Source organism: Vibrio sp. 10N.286.55.E10, from assembly GCF_002872555.1.
Taxonomy (GTDB): Bacteria; Pseudomonadota; Gammaproteobacteria; order Enterobacterales; family Vibrionaceae; genus Vibrio; species Vibrio crassostreae.
The window spans coordinates 1-17,911 of record NZ_MCSD01000006.1; the positions used below are offsets into that span (position 1 = coordinate 1).

14 protein-coding genes and 1 pseudogene are annotated in these 17,911 nt (G+C 45.1%); 12 read left to right on the top strand and 3 right to left on the bottom strand.

Features of this window, described 5'->3' with window-relative positions; translation table 11 throughout:
• The 9 genes and pseudogenes from tuf to rpoC form a co-directional block, all read left to right on the top strand.
• Window positions 1-159, top strand: a pseudogene (tuf, locus tag BCV39_RS05025) (elongation factor Tu); the annotation flags it as partial.
• A gap of 223 nt (window positions 160-382) precedes the next feature.
• The gene (gene secE / locus BCV39_RS05030) at window positions 383-760 is read left to right on the top strand and encodes a preprotein translocase subunit SecE (RefSeq protein ID WP_010435558.1); all 378 of its coding nucleotides are present in this window, start codon (window positions 383-385) and stop codon (window positions 758-760) included.
• 13 nt (window positions 761-773) lie between these two features.
• Window positions 774-1,322, top strand: coding sequence for a transcription termination/antitermination protein NusG (nusG, locus tag BCV39_RS05035; RefSeq protein ID WP_010435556.1), 549 nt, complete (start codon window positions 774-776; stop codon window positions 1,320-1,322).
• A gap of 213 nt (window positions 1,323-1,535) precedes the next feature.
• Window positions 1,536-1,964, top strand: coding sequence for a 50S ribosomal protein L11 (gene rplK / locus BCV39_RS05040; protein WP_010435555.1), 429 nt, complete (start codon window positions 1,536-1,538; stop codon window positions 1,962-1,964).
• 4 nt (window positions 1,965-1,968) lie between these two features.
• Window positions 1,969-2,673, top strand: a complete 705-nt coding sequence (gene rplA / locus BCV39_RS05045; protein WP_048659214.1) for a 50S ribosomal protein L1 — start codon at window positions 1,969-1,971, stop codon at window positions 2,671-2,673.
• Between the two features lie 250 nt (window positions 2,674-2,923).
• Window positions 2,924-3,418 carry a 50S ribosomal protein L10 gene (gene rplJ, locus BCV39_RS05050; RefSeq protein ID WP_010435550.1) on the top strand — a complete coding sequence of 165 codons (495 nt, stop codon included), beginning with the start codon at window positions 2,924-2,926 and terminating at the stop codon, window positions 3,416-3,418.
• 57 nt (window positions 3,419-3,475) lie between these two features.
• Entirely contained in the window at window positions 3,476-3,844 is a 369-nt protein-coding gene (rplL, locus tag BCV39_RS05055; protein WP_017631516.1) for a 50S ribosomal protein L7/L12, read from the top strand.
• Window positions 3,845-4,079: 235 nt separating this feature from the next.
• On the top strand, window positions 4,080-8,108 hold the full coding sequence (gene rpoB, locus BCV39_RS05060; protein ID WP_017060526.1) for a DNA-directed RNA polymerase subunit beta: 4,029 nt from the start codon (window positions 4,080-4,082) through the stop codon (window positions 8,106-8,108).
• A gap of 92 nt (window positions 8,109-8,200) precedes the next feature.
• Window positions 8,201-12,403 (top strand): DNA-directed RNA polymerase subunit beta', encoded by a 4,203-nt coding sequence (gene rpoC / locus BCV39_RS05065; RefSeq protein ID WP_017060527.1) that lies wholly within the window; start codon window positions 8,201-8,203, stop codon window positions 12,401-12,403.
• Between the two features lie 359 nt (window positions 12,404-12,762).
• Here the strand turns inward: rpoC and BCV39_RS05070 are convergent, their stop codons facing one another.
• Complete coding sequence (locus tag BCV39_RS05070; RefSeq protein WP_048605474.1) at window positions 12,763-13,260, bottom strand: Rsd/AlgQ family anti-sigma factor; 498 nt, start codon at window positions 13,258-13,260, stop codon at window positions 12,763-12,765.
• Window positions 13,261-13,425: 165 nt separating this feature from the next.
• Here BCV39_RS05070 and nudC point away from each other — a divergent pair, with 165 nt between their 5' ends.
• A complete protein-coding gene (nudC, locus tag BCV39_RS05075; protein ID WP_102433248.1) occupies window positions 13,426-14,235 on the top strand; it encodes an NAD(+) diphosphatase in 810 nt (269 codons plus the stop codon).
• Window positions 14,236-14,534: 299 nt separating this feature from the next.
• A complete protein-coding gene (gene hemE / locus BCV39_RS05080; protein ID WP_017060530.1) occupies window positions 14,535-15,602 on the top strand; it encodes a uroporphyrinogen decarboxylase in 1,068 nt (355 codons plus the stop codon).
• A 103-nt stretch (window positions 15,603-15,705) separates the two neighbouring features.
• Here hemE and BCV39_RS05085 read toward each other — a convergent pair whose 3' ends face one another.
• Window positions 15,706-16,299 carry a uracil-DNA glycosylase family protein gene (locus BCV39_RS05085; protein WP_102433247.1) on the bottom strand — a complete coding sequence of 198 codons (594 nt, stop codon included), beginning with the start codon at window positions 16,297-16,299 and terminating at the stop codon, window positions 15,706-15,708.
• A complete protein-coding gene (locus tag BCV39_RS05090) occupies window positions 16,299-17,225 on the bottom strand; it encodes a D-2-hydroxyacid dehydrogenase (protein ID WP_102433246.1) in 927 nt (308 codons plus the stop codon). The genes BCV39_RS05085 and BCV39_RS05090 overlap by 1 nt, the downstream gene beginning before the upstream one ends.
• 71 nt (window positions 17,226-17,296) lie before the next feature.
• On the opposite strand from BCV39_RS05090, the gene BCV39_RS05095 reads away from it, so the two are divergent.
• Window positions 17,297-17,884, top strand: a complete 588-nt coding sequence (locus tag BCV39_RS05095) for a DUF416 family protein (RefSeq protein ID WP_017062699.1) — start codon at window positions 17,297-17,299, stop codon at window positions 17,882-17,884.
• Window positions 17,885-17,911: the final 27 nt, after the last annotated feature.

Genomic DNA, 17,911 nt, shown 5'->3' on the forward strand with positions numbered 1-17,911 from the left:
ACTCTACCAGAAGGCGTAGAGATGGTAATGCCAGGTGACAACGTTCAAATGACTGTTGAGCTAATCGCTCCAATCGCAATGGACGAAGGTCTACGTTTCGCAATCCGCGAAGGTGGCCGTACAGTTGGTGCTGGTGTTGTAGCTAAAATCTTTGCATAAGATTTGACGAACCACTAGTAAAAAGGGCATCATTTGATGCCCTTTTTCTGCGCTAAAAAAAGAGTTGGATGTTTTGACATCGATTTTTGCTCTTAGCAAAGAATTAAACGGTCTTTTTGACTAAAATGACTGTTAGATGTGTTGTTTTGCAACGCAAAGGAATGTGCCCTGCAACAGCGGGGTTATTGTCGTCTATATTTAAGACTTATCACAGGTTGGTTTTATGAAAGCAAACGCTGAAACTCCTGATAGCTCAGGTGCAGCAGATACAATGAAGTGGATTGTCGCTTTTGTTCTGTTGGCTGCTGCTGTTGTGGGTAATTACCTGTATGGTGAATTGTCTGTTGTAATTCGCGCTGCAGGTGTAGTTGTGCTGATTGCTGCCGCACTAGGCGTTGCAGCAACAACAACTAAAGGTAAAGCTGCGATCGATTTTGCAAAAGAATCTCGTATGGAGATTCGTAAAGTTGTTTGGCCTACTCGCCAAGAAACTATGCAAACTACATTGATCGTTTTAGCTGTATGTATTGTTATGTCTCTAGTGCTTTGGGGAATTGACGGCATTATGGTCCGTCTAGTTTCTCTAGCAACTGGGGTGTAGAGGGTTCTGATTCATGAGTGAAGCTCCAAAAAAACGTTGGTATGTAGTTCAAGCCTTTTCTGGTTTTGAAGGTCGTGTTGCACAGTCGCTACGCGAGCATATTAAAATGCACAACATGGAAGAACTATTTGGCGATGTGCTAGTACCTACTGAAGAAGTAGTGGAAATGCGTGCTGGCCAACGTCGTAAAAGTGAACGTAAATTCTTCCCTGGCTACGTATTAGTTCAAATGATCATGAATGATGAATCATGGCACTTAGTACGCAGCATTCCGCGTGTTATGGGCTTCATTGGTGGTACCTCTGATCGTCCTGCACCAATCACTGATAAAGAAGCTGATGCTATCTTGAACCGTCTAGAGAAAGCGAGCGAGTCTCCACGTCCTAAGACAATGTTCGAAGCGGGTGAAGTGGTTCGTGTGAACGATGGTCCATTTGCTGACTTCAACGGTACTGTTGAAGAAGTAGATTACGAGAAAAGCCGCATTAAGGTATCTGTATCGATCTTTGGTCGTGCAACACCAGTTGAGCTTGAATTTGGTCAGGTTGAAAAACTGGACTAAAACTCTGACCTTTGAGCAAGCTGTGGATAAATACTTCATAAGTTGTTCAAAATAAAAGAGTATAAAAAATCACCTTTTTAGGGTTGTTAAAGGCGCGAATTATGATTATAATTTCGCGCCTTTTTGCTTCTGCGGAAGTAAAAAAGAGTTAATTGAATTTATGGGGAGCTCGCCTTACGGCTAGCGCATGTACCCAAAATATTAGGAAATATCATGGCTAAGAAAGTTGAAGCTTATATCAAACTGCAAGTTGCAGCTGGTATGGCAAACCCAAGTCCACCGGTTGGTCCTGCTCTAGGTCAACACGGCGTGAACATCATGGAATTCTGTAAAGCGTTCAACGCAAAAACAGAATCTGTTGAGAAAGGTCTACCTACTCCAGTAGTTATTACTGTTTACAACGACCGTTCTTTCACGTTCGTAACTAAGACTCCACCTGCTGCTGTTCTTCTTAAGAAAGCTGCTGGCGTTAAGTCTGGTTCAGGTCGTCCAAACACTGAGAAAGTTGGTACTGTAACTGACGCTCAAGTACAGGAAATCGCAGAAACTAAAGCTGCTGATATGACTGGTGCTGACATCGAAGCAATGAAGCGTTCTATTGCTGGTACTGCTCGTTCAATGGGCCTAGTGGTAGAGGGATAAGATCATGGCTAAACTTACTAAGCGTATGCGCGTAATCCGCGACAAAGTTGACGCGACTAAAGAATACGAAATCAACGAAGCTGTTGCTCTTCTTAAAGAACTAGCGACTGCTAAATTCGTTGAGTCTGTAGATGTTGCTGTTAACCTAGGCATCGATGCTCGTAAATCTGACCAAAACGTTCGTGGCGCAACTGTGCTACCTCACGGTACTGGCCGTGACATCCGCGTTGCTGTGTTCACTCAAGGTGCAAACGCAGAAGCAGCTAAAGCAGCTGGCGCAGATATCGTTGGTATGGAAGATCTTGCTGAGCAAGTGAAAAAAGGCGAAATGAACTTCGACGTTGTTGTTGCTTCTCCAGATGCAATGCGTGTTGTTGGTCAACTAGGTACAATCCTAGGTCCACGCGGCCTTATGCCAAACCCTAAAGTTGGTACTGTAACTCCTAACGTTGCTGAAGCGGTTAAGAACGCTAAAGCTGGTCAGGTTCGTTACCGTAACGACAAGAACGGCATCATCCACACTACTATCGGTAAAGCATCTTTCGAAGCTAACCAGCTTCAAGAGAACCTAGAAGCTCTTCTAGTTGCTCTTAAGAAAGCTAAGCCTTCTTCAGCTAAGGGTACTTACCTGAAGAAAGTAAGCATCTCTACTACGATGGGTGCTGGTGTTGCTGTTGATCAAGCTAGTCTTGACACTCAAGCAAACTAATTTGCTTAGGCGCAGATTTAGTGTATACTTCTGCGCCTAATATTTGTGGTTGGGTGGTTTTAAAGCAATTTGAAATCATCTATCCCAAGACCGTAGGCGCTGTCGATTTTCATTAGATTATTGATAGCTTAATAAAACCTACGTAGGCGATGTTGTGGTTTGAAGTGAATTTATTCATTTTTAAATAACATCGTAAACGCTCATTACATTTTGTATTGAGTGCTGTAATCACAACCAGAGGTTAATCCAAATGGCTTTAAATCTTCAAGACAAAAAAGCAATTGTTGCTGAAGTCAACGAAGCTGCCAGTGGTGCACTTTCTGCAGTTGTAGCTGATTCTCGTGGCGTTGAAGTTGGCGCAATGACTTCTCTACGTAAACAAGCTCGCGAAGCGGGTGTTTACATGAAAGTTGTTCGTAACACACTAGCACGCCGTGCGGTTCAGGGTACAGACTACGAGTGTCTAGTAGACACTTTCACTGGTCCAACTCTGATCGCATTCTCTAATGAGCACCCAGGTGCTGCAGCGCGTCTTTTCAAAGACTTCGCTAAAGAGAATAAAGATTTCGAGATCAAAGCTGCTGCATTTGAAGGCGCAGTTACTGATGCTGAAGTACTAGCGACACTACCAACTTACGACGAAGCTATCGCACGCCTAATGATGTGCATGAAAGAAGCTTCTGCTGGCAAGCTGGTTCGTACTATCGCTGCTGTTCGCGACCAAAAAGAAGAAGCTGCGGCATAAGCCTTGCTTTTCACTGGTTGCTATTTAAACTTATTGTTGACTTAAAAGAGAATTGTTATGTCTATTACTAACGAGCAAATCCTAGACGCAGTTGCAGAAATGTCTGTAATGCAAGTTGTTGAGCTTATCGAAGCTATGGAAGAGAAATTCGGCGTTACTGCAGCTGCTGCTGTTGTAGCTGGCGGCGCAGCTGGCGGCGACGCTGCTGCTGAGCAAACTGAATTCGACGTTATCCTAACTGCTGCTGGCGCTAACAAAGTACAAGTTATCAAAGCTGTACGTGGCGCAACTGGCCTAGGTCTTAAAGAAGCTAAAGGTCTTGTAGACTCAGCTCCTGCAGCGCTTAAAGAAGGCGTTGACAAAGCTGAAGCTGAAGCTCTTAAAGCACAGCTAGAAGAAGCTGGCGCTTCTGTTGAAATCAAGTAATTATTACTTAATTTCATAGCCGCAAGGCTAATGGCTGGTGGTTTATTAACCACCGGCCTTTTTGCGCTGTAGGGCTATGACGAAATTTCCGCTGTTTAACCGTCATAATCCGAGCAAAAAAACAGTCATTTTTTCGAAATGATTGTTCACTACCACTAAACAGCTGTTTGTCACCACCCCCTCTGAAGAGTGTTTTGGGTGGTTTGGGTCACTTATCAGCGAGCTGAGGAACCCCATGGTTTACTCTTATACCGAGAAAAAGCGCATCCGTAAGGATTTTGGTACTCGTCCACAAGTTTTGGACATTCCATACCTGTTATCGATCCAGCTTGATTCTTTCGACAAATTCATCGAACAGGATCCAGAAGGTCAATACGGTCTTGAAGCTGCTTTCCGTTCTGTATTTCCAATTCAGAGCTACAACGGCAATTCTGAGCTGCAATACGTTAGCTACCGTCTTGGTGAGCCAGTTTTTGACGTTAAAGAATGTCAAATCCGCGGTGTTACTTACTCAAAGCCACTACGCGTAAAACTACGTCTAGTTATCTTTGATCGAGATGCACCAGCAGGTACTGTAAAAGACATTAAAGAACAAGAAGTCTACATGGGCGAAATTCCGCTTATGACAGACAATGGTACTTTCGTAATTAATGGTACCGAGAGGGTTATCGTATCCCAGCTGCACCGAAGCCCAGGCGTGTTCTTCGACAGTGATAAGGGTAAGACCCACTCATCAGGTAAAGTTCTTTATAACGCACGTGTAATTCCTTACCGTGGCTCATGGTTAGACTTTGAGTTCGATCCTAAGGATAACTTATTCGTACGTATCGACCGTCGTCGTAAGCTACCAGCATCGATTATTCTTCGTGCACTTGGTAAATCGACTGAAGAGATCCTTGATCTGTTCTTCGACAAAGTGAATTTCGAAGTTAAAGACCAAACTCTTCTTATGGAGTTGGTTCCTGATCGTCTACGTGGTGAAACTGCGTCATTCGACATCGAAGCAAACGGCAAAACTTACGTTGAGACTGGTCGTCGTGTTACTGCTCGCCATATCCGTCAACTTGAAAAAGATGGCGTTGAGCACATCGAAGTACCAGTAGAGTACATCGTTGGTAAAGTTGCATCTAAAGATTACATCAATGAAGCAACTGGCGAGATCATCGTTGGCGCGAACCAAGAGATTAGCCTAGAAGCACTTGCTAACCTGTCTCAAGCAGGCCACAAGGCTCTACAAACTCTGTTCACGAATGACCTAGATCACGGTCCATTCATGTCAGACACTCTACGTGCAGATAGCACAGTAGATCGCATCTCTGCATTGGTAGAAATCTACCGCATGATGCGTCCTGGCGAGCCACCAACGAAAGAAGCTGCAGAGTCTCTATTCGAAAGCCTATTCTTCTCTGAAGAACGTTACGACCTATCAACTGTAGGTCGTATGAAGTTCAACAGCTCTATCGAGCGTGAAGAAGAAGAAGAGCGCGGTACTCTGGATGAATCAGACATCATCGAAGTGATGAAGAAACTGATTGGTATCCGTAACGGTATTGGTGAAGTGGACGATATCGACCACCTTGGCAACCGTCGTATCCGTTCTGTAGGTGAAATGGCAGAAAACCAATTCCGTGTTGGTCTAGTTCGTGTAGAACGTGCCGTTAAAGAACGCCTAAGCCTTGGTGACCTTGATGCAATCATGCCTCAAGATCTTATCAACGCTAAGCCGATCTCTGCTGCAGTTAAAGAATTCTTTGGCTCTTCACAGCTTTCACAGTTCATGGACCAAAACAACCCATTGTCAGAAGTTACGCACAAACGTCGTATCTCTGCTTTAGGTCCTGGTGGTCTTACTCGTGAGCGCGCAGGCTTCGAAGTACGTGACGTTCACGTAACTCACTACGGTCGTCTATGTCCGATCGAAACGCCTGAAGGTCCAAACATCGGTCTAATTAACTCGCTATCTGCGTTTGCACGTTGTAACGATTACGGTTTCCTAGAAACTCCGTACCGTCGTGTAGTTGATGGTGTAGTAACAGAAGAAGTTGATTACCTGTCTGCAATCCAGGAAGGTCAATTCGTAATCGCGCAAGCAAACACCATTCTTACTGAAGAAGGTACGTTTGCAGATGAGCTAATCACAGCTCGTCAAAAAGGTGAATCTGGTCTTCACCCACGCGATCACGTTGACTACATGGACGTTGCGACAAACCAAGTTGTATCTATCGCTGCTTCGCTTATCCCGTTCCTAGAACACGATGATGCGAACCGTGCATTGATGGGTGCCAACATGCAACGTCAAGCTGTACCAACACTTAAGGCTGATAAGCCTCTAGTAGGTACGGGTATCGAACGTAACATCGCAGTTGACTCTGGTGTTACAGCGGTTGCTAAACGTGGTGGTCAAGTTCAGTCTGTAGACGCTTCTCGTATCGTAGTTAAGGTTAACGAAGATGAATTGGTACCTGGCGAAGCTGGTATCGATATCTACAACCTAACTAAGTACACGCGTTCGAACCAAAACACATGTATTAACCAACGTCCAACTGTACTTCCAGGTGAACCAGTTGCACGCGGCGATGTTCTTGCTGATGGTCCTTCAACAGACCTTGGTGAACTTGCTCTTGGCCAAAACATGCGTATCGCATTCATGCCTTGGAACGGTTACAACTTCGAAGACTCGATCTTAGTATCTGAGCGCGTAGTTCAAGAAGACCGTTTCACGACAATCCACATCCAAGAACTCTCTTGTGTGGCTCGTGATACTAAGCTGGGTTCTGAAGAGATCACAGCTGATATTCCAAACGTAGGTGAGTCTGCTCTGTCTAAACTAGACGAGTCAGGTATCGTTTACATTGGTGCTGAAGTTAAGGGTGGCGACATCCTAGTTGGTAAAGTAACCCCTAAAGGTGAAACTCAACTGACTCCTGAAGAGAAGCTACTACGTGCTATCTTCGGTGAGAAAGCATCTGATGTTAAAGATACTTCTCTACGTGTACCAAACTCTGTTTCGGGTACTATCATCGATGTACAAGTCTTCACTCGCGATGGCGTAGAGAAAGACAAGCGTGCACTTGAAATCGAACAGATGCAGCTTAAAGAAGCTAAGAAAGACCTAACTGAAGAGTTCCAAATTCTTGAGGGTGGCCTTCTTAACCGTGTTAAAGCTGTACTTCTGTCTGGTGGTTACTCTGAAGCTAAGCTTGATACTATCGGTCGTAAGCAATGGCTAGAGCAAGTTCTAGAAGACGATGCGCTACAAACACAGCTTGAGCAACTTGCTGAGCAGTGGGATGAGCTAAAAGCAGACTTCGATAAGAAGTTTGAAACTAAGCGTCGTAAAATCACTCAAGGTGATGATCTAGCGCCTGGCGTTCTTAAGATTGTTAAAGTTTACCTAGCGGTTAAACGTCGTATCCAGCCTGGTGATAAGATGGCCGGTCGTCACGGTAACAAAGGTGTAATCTCTAAGATTAACCCTGTTGAAGACATGCCATACGATGAGAAAGGTCAGCCTGTAGACATCGTACTTAACCCGCTGGGTGTACCATCGCGTATGAACATCGGTCAGATCCTAGAAGTTCACTTAGGTTTGGCTGCGAAAGGTATCGGTGACAAGATCAACCAAATGGTTAAGGAACAACAAGAACTGCATAAGTTCCGTGAGTTCCTACAGAAGGTTTACGATCTTGGTGATACTCGTCAGAAAGTTGATATTGCTGAACTGTCTGATGATCAAGTTCGTACACTGATCAAGAACCTACGTGGCGGTCTACCGATTGCTACTCCTGTGTTCGACGGTGCTTCTGAGTCTCTAATCAAAGAACTACTTAAACTGGGTGATCTGCCAGAATCTGGTCAGCTTAAACTGTTTGATGGTCGTACTGGTGATTCGTTTGAGCGTCCTGTAACTGTTGGTTACATGTACATGCTGAAACTGAACCACTTGGTTGATGACAAGATGCACGCTCGTTCAACTGGTTCTTACAGCCTAGTAACTCAGCAACCACTTGGTGGTAAAGCTCAGTTCGGTGGTCAGCGTTTCGGTGAGATGGAAGTATGGGCACTAGAAGCATACGGTGCTGCATATACTCTACAAGAAATGCTAACAGTTAAGTCGGATGACGTTAACGGCCGTACTAAGATGTATAAGAACATCGTAGACGGTAACCATAGCATGGAACCTGGTATGCCTGAGTCGTTCAACGTACTGTTGAAAGAGATTCGCTCGCTAGGTATCAACATCGAGCTAGAAGACGAAGAGTAATCCCTCCTCTTTTTTAAAAGAAGATAGGATTATTTGGTAAAAGGGAGCTTGCTACAGCAGTGAGCTCCTTTAACTCCTTACAGGAGCTGAATGTGAAAGACTTATTAAACTTTCTAAAAGCACAGCATAAGACCGAAGAATTTGATGCAATCAAAATCGGTCTATCTTCACCAGACATGATCCGTTCATGGTCTTTTGGTGAAGTTAAAAAGCCGGAAACAATTAACTATCGTACGTTCAAACCTGAACGTGATGGTCTGTTCTGTGCACGTATTTTTGGTCCAGTTAAAGACTACGAATGTCTTTGTGGCAAATACAAGCGCCTGAAGCACCGTGGTGTTATCTGTGAGAAGTGTGGCGTTGAAGTTACACAAACTAAAGTTCGTCGTGACCGCATGGGCCACATCGAGCTAGCTTCACCAGTTGCTCACATCTGGTTCCTAAAATCACTACCGTCTCGTATCGGTCTACTAATGGATATCCCTCTACGTGATATCGAACGTGTTCTTTACTTCGAGATGTACGTAGTAACTGAACCAGGTATGACTGATCTAGAAAAATCTCAGATGCTTACTGAAGAAGAGTATCTGGATCGTCTAGAAGAGTGGGGTGACGAATTCACTGCTAAGATGGGTGCTGAAGCGATCAAAGATCTGCTTGCAACAATGGACCTTCATCAAGAAGTGGAAGAAATGCGCGAAGAGTTAGAAACAACTAACTCAGAAACTAAGCGTAAAAAAGTTACTAAGCGCCTGAAGCTAGTTGAAGCGTTCATTGCATCGGGTAACGATCCGCAATGGATGATTCTGACTGTACTTCCGGTTCTGCCGCCAGATCTACGTCCTCTAGTACCACTAGATGGCGGTCGTTTTGCGACTTCAGATCTGAACGACCTTTACCGTCGTGTGATCAACCGTAACAACCGTTTGAAGCGTCTTCTAGAGCTAGCTGCTCCGGACATCATCGTACGTAACGAAAAACGTATGCTGCAAGAGTCTGTTGATGCACTTCTAGATAACGGTCGTCGTGGTCGTGCTATCACTGGTTCGAACAAGCGTCCTCTGAAATCTCTTGCTGATATGATCAAGGGTAAACAGGGTCGTTTCCGTCAGAACCTTCTAGGTAAACGTGTAGACTACTCTGGCCGTTCTGTAATCACAGTAGGTCCATACCTTCGTCTACATCAGTGTGGTCTTCCTAAGAAGATGGCACTTGAGCTATTTAAGCCGTTCATCTACAGCAAGCTAGAAACTCGTGGCATGGCTACGACAATCAAAGCTGCTAAGAAGATGGTAGAGCGCGAAGAAGCTATCGTTTGGGATATCCTAGACGAAGTAATCCGCGAACACCCAGTACTGCTTAACCGTGCACCTACACTTCACCGTCTAGGTATCCAAGCGTTTGAACCAGTACTAATCGAAGGTAAAGCGATTCAGCTTCACCCACTAGTGTGTGCGGCATACAACGCCGACTTCGATGGTGACCAAATGGCGGTACACGTGCCTCTAACTCTAGAAGCACAGCTTGAAGCACGTACACTGATGATGTCGACGAATAACATTCTGTCGCCAGCGTCAGGTGATCCGATCATCGTACCTTCTCAGGACGTTGTATTGGGTCTTTACTACATGACACGTGACAAGATCAACGTGAAAGGCGAAGGTATGTACCTTGCTGGCCCTGCTGAGGCTGAAAAGGCATACCGTACTAAGACTGCTGAGCTACACGCTCGCGTTAAAGTACGTATCACCGAGACTGTAGTAGACGAAGATGGTAACAGCACTACTGAAACGAAGATGGTTGATACAACTGTCGGCCGTGCAATGCTATGGCAAATCGTTCCAGCTGGCCTACCGTACAGCATCGTTAACCAAAAGTTAGGTAAGAAGCAGATCTCTACTCTTCTTAACGAGTGTTACCGTAAGCTTGGTCTAAAAGATACAGTAGTATTTGCTGACCAAATCATGTACGCAGGTTTTGCATACGCTGCACTTTCTGGTGTTTCTGTAGGTATCGACGATATGGTTGTACCTCAAGCGAAATACGATGAAATTGAATCTGCTGAAGAAGAAGTTCGCGAAATCCAAGAGCAATTCCAATCTGGTCTTGTTACTGCGGGTGAGCGTTACAACAAAGTTATCGATATCTGGGCATCTACGAATGACCGCGTTGCGAAAGCAATGATGGATAACCTATCTTCTGAAACAGTTATCAACCGTGACGGCGAAGAAGAACAGCAAGAATCGTTCAACAGCATCTACATGATGGCCGACTCGGGCGCACGTGGTTCTGCAGCTCAGATTCGTCAGCTAGCAGGTATGCGTGGTCTGATGGCGCGTCCAGATGGTTCAATCATCGAAACGCCGATCACCGCGAACTTTAAAGAAGGTCTAAACGTCCTTCAGTACTTTATCTCAACGCACGGTGCTCGTAAGGGTCTTGCGGATACAGCACTGAAAACAGCAAACTCGGGTTACCTAACTCGTCGTCTAGTAGACGTTGCTCAAGACGTTGTAGTACACGAACATGACTGTGGCACACATGAAGGTATCGACATGATGCCTCACATCGAAGGTGGTGACGTTAAAGTTGCACTTTCTGAGCTTGCTCTAGGTCGTGTAGTAGCTGAAGACGTTCTTAAGCCTGGTACTGAAGATGTACTGATTCCACGTAATACTCTGATTGATGAGAAGTGGTGTCAAATCATGGAAGACAACTCAGTAGATAGCATGAAAGTGCGCTCTGTTGTTACCTGTGATGCAGACTTCGGTTGTTGTGCACAGTGTTACGGTCGTGACCTAGCACGTGGTCACCTAGTGAACCAAGGTGAAGCAGTTGGTGTTATCGCTGCACAATCTATCGGTGAACCGGGTACACAGCTAACGATGCGTACGTTCCACATCGGTGGTGCGGCATCTACTGCAGCAGCAGAGAACAGCATCCAAGCTAAGACAACTGGTACTGTGAAACTTCACAATGCTAAGTTCGTAGTTAACAAAGATAAGAAACTGGTTATCACTTCTCGTGCATCTGAGATGACGATTATTGATGAATTCGGCCGTACTAAAGAGAAGCACAAACTTCCTTACGGTTCGATGCTAACCAAAGGCGACAACGCAGCAGTTACTGCTGGTGAAGTTGTAGCTAACTGGGAAGCGCATACCATGCCAATCATCACTGAAGTGGCAGGTCGTATCCAATTCGTAGATATGATCGATGGTATTACAGTTTCTCGTCAAACTGACGATCTAACGGGTCTTTCTTCAAGTGAAGTTACAGACGCAGCAGCTCGCCCAGCAGCAGGTAAAGATATGCGTCCAGCTATCAAACTTGTTGATGAGCAAGGTAACGACGTAATGATCCCTGGTACTGATATGCCAGCTCACTACTTCCTACCTGGCAAAGCGATTGTAAACATTGAAGATGGCGCTGAAGTTGGCATTGGTGACACACTATCTCGTATCCCTCAAAAATCGAGCGGAAACAAAGATATCACCGGTGGTCTACCACGCGTAGCTGACCTATTCGAAGCTCGTAAGCCTAAAGAGCCTGCGATCCTTGCTGAGCACACAGGTACTGTGTCTTTCGGTAAAGAAACGAAAGGTAAGCGTCGTCTAGTAATCACTCGTGAAGGCGGTGACGCTTACGAAGAGATGATTCCTAAGCATCGTCAATTGAACGTGTTCGAAGGTGAGAAGATTGAACGTGGTGATGTAATCGCCGACGGTCCTGAAACTCCACACGATATCCTGCGTCTACGTGGTATCCACGCAGTAACTCAGTACATCGCGAACGAAGTTCAAGAAGTTTACCGCTTACAAGGCGTAAAGATTAACGATAAGCACATCGAGACTATCGTTCGTCAAATGCTACGTAAGTGTACAATCACTCATTCTGGTGACTCTCCGTTCCTACCTGGCGAACAAGTTGAGTACCACAATGTTAAGATTGCTAACCGTAAGCTAGAAGCTGAAGGTAAAGAACTAGTACGTTTCGAACGTGATCTACTAGGTATTACTAAAGCATCTCTTGCAACTGAGTCATTCATCTCAGCTGCATCGTTCCAAGAAACGACTCGCGTACTAACAGAAGCTGCGGTTTCTGGTAAGCGTGATGACCTTCGCGGTCTGAAAGAGAACGTAATTGTTGGTCGTCTGATCCCAGCTGGTACTGGTTTCGCATACCACCAAGAGCGTCAAAAGCAACGTGAAGAAGAGCAAGAAGGTCCTTCAGCTGAACAAGCTACTGACAACCTAGCAGCACTTCTAAACGCTGGTTTCTCTTCAGAAGAGTAAGCTCTACGAGTAGTCTCTAAGAGATAAGAAAAAGGCACCTTTGGGTGCCTTTTTTGTATCTGGCGTATTGGTGTTTAACGAGGGCCTATAGATTAGAATCTGATAGGTTTGCTTGATTGCTTGATTGCTTGATTGCTTGGCTGGTGGACTTAGTCACGAGTACTTTTTCGAAGGTAGTTTTGAGTGTTTGCAGGAAGAGCGTGAGGGTGAAACTGGTGACAAGTGTTAAGTCTGGTTATCGCAAAACATCAGAGTAGGGACGAACCAATAACCTCTGGTAGAAGAGTTGGATGTTTTAGGTAACGCTACAGACAAAACAAAAAGCTTGCACAGAGGCAAGCTTAGAAGATGTTAAGCCATTACGCTCCTGGTGGGACCGCTAGGCTGTCGGCAATTTGTTGTATCAGTTGGTCTTCAACCGCAAATCTCGCCTCAAGAATCTCACCAACGAGTGATAGCTCACTATCAAAGCTTTCTAATGTATCGGTCGCTTCAATGGCAGCGTATTTATCGGTGAAGTTGAGCAGTGGATCTGTGGTAAGAACGATATGACCATAAGATTGGTTGATTTCGTCTGTTGCTTTGAAGCCAGTAGACTGCCATTTATCCATCACCATGTCATAGATTTTGAAATGACCTTCAGAGATGTAATCAACAAGGTGTTGGCTGAATTTTTGGAGCTCTTCTGGAGAAGGCAGTTCGGTGATTGCAGTTGCTTTCGACGATGAAGGCTGCAGAGCGGCAAGCTTACAATACTCAACGATTAGAGACTGTCGAGTTTCGAGCCAATGATCGATGACCTCATTAGAGCCACCCCATTGTTCTTGTATTTGTTTGAATTTATTTAGCATGACCATGTCCTCATGATCTGATCACAACCTTGTGATCAAGTAATTGCCTAAGCAGGGTCCGTTTTATTGGTAGCTACTAAAAGTAATAGCTTGAAATATTCTCTGCTACAACTCTAGTATGAAATTAGATTGCCAGTAAAATGAACGAACTGCAAGCAATGAGGTATAGGGATGTTAAAAAAAAGTGATAAAAAAATGACAGAGCAAGCTTATTGGTGCGTCGTTTCTGGTAGTGATATTTGGGTTAATAATGATCAGTTTCCGTTTGGCTCTGCTGAAGAGCTAGGGCTGAGTATTGAGCATGCAATCTGTATTGGTCAACATCAAGGTCGCAAGGTGTATTGGCTCAACGATTGTGATGTGGAGAATAAGTTGAGCATGGTCAGCCTAAGAGAGTTGCTGCACTGGCCTGAAGCGAGTTTCTTGACTGCAAGCAAAGCCATCCAATATGGGCATATGACTCAAAGTATGCGCTTTTGCCCTCAATGTGGCGGCCGTAATCACCTCAATCATAACCAGGTGGCGATGCAGTGTGGAGATTGCCGCACGCTTCATTATCCTCGTATCTTCCCGTGCATCATTGTCGCTGTACGAAACCACAACAAGATATTGCTTGCGCAGCACCCAAGACATAAAACAGGCATGTATACCGTGATAGCGGGCTTCCTAGAGGTCGGAGAAACCTTAGAGCAGTGTGTGGCAAGAGAAGTCAAAGAAGAAACGGGTATCGATGTCGACAACATTCGTTACTTTGGCAGTCAGCCATGGGCGTTTCCATCGAGTATGATGATGGGCTTTCTTGCAGATTATGCTGGTGGTACGCTTAAGCCTGACTATAGCGAGCTATCGGATGCTCAATGGTTTGGCGTAACAGGCCTACCTGATGTTGCTCCTGTTGGAACCATTGCGAGACAGTTGATTGAGAAAACAGTTGATGACGTGATGAAAGATGGTGTGACGGAGCAGATGCTAGAGCACTAATTGGCCTGTGATAGTATTTAGCCTATGGGTAGTCAAAAGCTAAAAAAAACCCTCCACAAGTGGAGGGGGTAAGTAAGATGTCGTTATGAGATGCTGAGTAGTGACTACTCAGATGTTATAATTGTAATTTTCGCTAGCGAACAAATTTTTAACATGCTCCCGTAATTGGGTGCAAATTAAGCATTGATTTAAAAGTTAATAACTTGATCTAGGTTGCAAAGCACACAGCTTTTACCCTTCAATCAGTGTTAGAATACTTGCCATCAAAACTAGACAAGATTGAATTGGAATTTAACGGAATGACCGAATTAAAAAACGATCGCTATTTACGCGCACTTTTAAAACAGCCTGTTGATTACACACCGGTATGGATGATGCGCCAAGCTGGCCGCTATCTTCCTGAGTACAAAGCAACGCGCGCTGAAGCGGGCGATTTCATGTCTTTGTGCAAAAACGCGGAACTGGCATCAGAAGTAACACTTCAACCTTTACGTCGTTTCCCGCTTGATGCGGCAATCTTGTTCTCAGACATCCTAACTATCCCTGATGCAATGGGCTTAGGTTTGTACTTTGAAACAGGTGAAGGTCCTAAGTTTGAGCGTCCTATCACGTGTAAAGCTGACGTAGAGAAGATTGGCTTACCCGATCCAGAAGGTGAGCTTCAATACGTAATGAATGCCGTTCGTCAGATCCGTAAAGACCTGAAAGGCGAAGTGCCGCTGATTGGTTTCTCTGGTAGCCCATGGACTCTAGCGACATACATGGTTGAAGGTGGGAGCTCTAAAGCATTCACTAAGATCAAAAAGATGATGTACGCAGAACCACAAACACTACACCTGCTTCTAGACAAGCTGGCTGACAGTGTTATCGAATACCTGAACGCGCAAATTAAAGCGGGTGCTCAATCAGTAATGGTATTTGATACATGGGGTGGTGTACTGACTCCTCGTGACTACAACCTATTCTCACTGCAATACATGCACAAAATCGTTGATGGCTTAATCCGTGAAAACGAAGGTCGTCGTGTACCGGTTACTTTGTTCACTAAGAACGGTGGCATGTGGCTTGAGTCTATCGCAGCAACAGGTTGTGATGCGGTTGGTCTAGACTGGACAATCAACATCGCAGATGCAAAAGCTCGCATCGGCGACAAAGTTGCTCTGCAAGGTAACATGGATCCTTCAATGCTTTACGCTCAGCCTGAACGTATTCGCGAAGAAGTGGGCAGCATCCTAGAAGGCTTCGGCGACGGTGGTACAGGTCATGTATTTAACCTAGGCCACGGTATCCACTTAGATGTACCGCCAGAGAACGCTGGTGTATTCGTTGACGCTGTTCACGAATTGTCTAAGCCTTACCACAAGTAACTCTGAGTAAGATGACTGAAAGCGCTGTTGGGAAACCAACAGCGCTTTTTTATTGTCTGAAATTGGTATTTGATCGCGGTTTAATCTTGTTGTGTGCAGTTAATTAGGTATTTGGATCATGGTAGGCCAAATGCTCTGAGATGTGTTTCCTGATATAGGGAATGACTTCACTTTCAAACCAAGGGTTCTTCTTTAGCCAGATATTATTGCGTGGCGAAGGGTGAGGTAATGGCAAAAATTCAGGCGCCCAAGCCTGCCAGTTTTTGACTGTTTCTGTCAGCGTTTTGGTGGTTCTTTCCTTTAAATAATAGTTTTGCGCATATTGACCAATCAATAGTGTCATTTGAATGTTGGGCAATGACTGCAGTACCTTTTTGTGCCAGAGCTCTGCGCATTCTTTGCGTGGTGGCAGATCGCCACTCTTCGCTTTGCCTGGGTAGCAGAACCCCATAGGAACAATCGCGACCTTTTGTTCGTCATAAAAGGTATCGCTGTTTATCCCTAACCATTCTCTTAATCGTTCGCCACTGGCGTCATTCCAAGGGATCGACGACTCATGCACCTTGATACCCGGCGCTTGACCTATGATCAGCAAACGCGCATTTGGGTGTGCTTGAATTACTGGGTTGGCACCGTGTGATAGGTGAGGTTCACAAGCTCGGCATTGTCGAACCTCTTTAAGTAACGAAGAGGACATCAGTAACCTTTATCAAAATCGATGACATGATTAAGTGTAAAGCCATCTCGCCATTGTTGGTAATTCTCTGCGAAGATCTCGACCACTTGTCTTGGCTCACTGAGTGCAGCGATGTGCGGAGTGATGGTGACTTGCGGTAGTTTCCAGAAAGGGTGTTCTTGCGAGAGGGGTTCACTTTCAAACACATCTAAAAATGCGTGTTCTACCCATCTGTTTTTTATGGCGAGCAACAAGGCTTTATTGTCGATGCTCTCTCCTCGACCGACATTAAACAGCAACACATTAGAGCAATAGCCTAACGTGGCTTGGTTCAACAACTGATAGGTTTCAGCAGTTGATGGCAGGGTGTTGACCACAATATCGGCCTGCTTGAGGGCAGCCTCTATCTCATTGATGTGGAACGTCTCTTTAAAGGTTTCTTGTTTGGATGGGATGCCCGTACGGTTGACACCTATGGTATGAATACCAAAAGCGGCCGCGGTTTTTGCTAAATGACTGCCGATTGAACCTGTTCCTAAAATCACCATAGTTTTGTCAGTTAGGCTAGTATAAAGCTGTGGCTGCCAGTTTCGTTGTTGTTGATGCTGGTGGTAATGAGGAAAGTGTCTACAGTGGCTGATTGCGTAACCTAAAACGTACTCCGCGATAGCAGGACCGAAGATACCTTTGACGTTGGTCAGCGTGTAATCCTGACGAAGGTCTGGCTGAGTGAGGTTATTGATGCCAGCGTAGGTACTCTGTACCCAGTCTAGCTCTTTAAACTCGCCAAGGCGCTCGGCTATCAGGGGAGGCGAGGCTAATACAATTTCAGCTAACTCGGGGTTTTGAGTGATTTCTAGGTCGGGTAAATCCTGGTTTAGAATCAGTTGCGTATAGGTATCGTTATGCTCAGTAAGAATATAGAGCTTATTCGTGAAATTGTTCATCGGCTTACCTTTTCCCCCCAGGGTTTATCAAGTACACTTTCGCTGTCTTTTTCTGCAATTATTGAGTGACTATGCTTCAGAATCCACTGCAGGTTCGTCTTGAAAAGTTAGAACCTTGGCAACAAATTACCTTTATGGCGTGTCTATGTGAGCGTATGTACCCTAACTATGCCATGTTTTGTGAGAATACAGAATTTGCGGAAGCTCGAATCTATCGTGATGTTTTGGATAGCATTTGGGAAATCCTGACGGTTAAAACAGCAAAGGTGAACTTTGAGCGTCAACTTGAGAAGGTTGAAGAGCTATTCCCTAGCGGTGATGATTTTGATTTTTATGGTGTTTACCCAGCAATGGACGCATGCCAAGGCCTAGCAACGCTAATTCATGGCCTGCTTGACCGTGAACATATGTTGGAAGCGGTAATTAAAGTGAGTCAACAATCGGTGAAGACGGTTGCTGAGCTTGAGTTTGCTCAAGGCGCTGAAGAAGTGACCAACGAAAACCAGAAAGAAAACGAAGCGGTATGTGAAGAGTGGGACGTTCAGTGGGCCATTTTCCGACCTCTACGTGAAACGACTGAGCGTGACTTAGAGTTGATCAAAGACCTACGCCACGAACTGCGTGAAGACCCAGTCAGTAACATTGGTGTTGCGTTATAATTCGCTATCGCACCAAGGTACGAATAA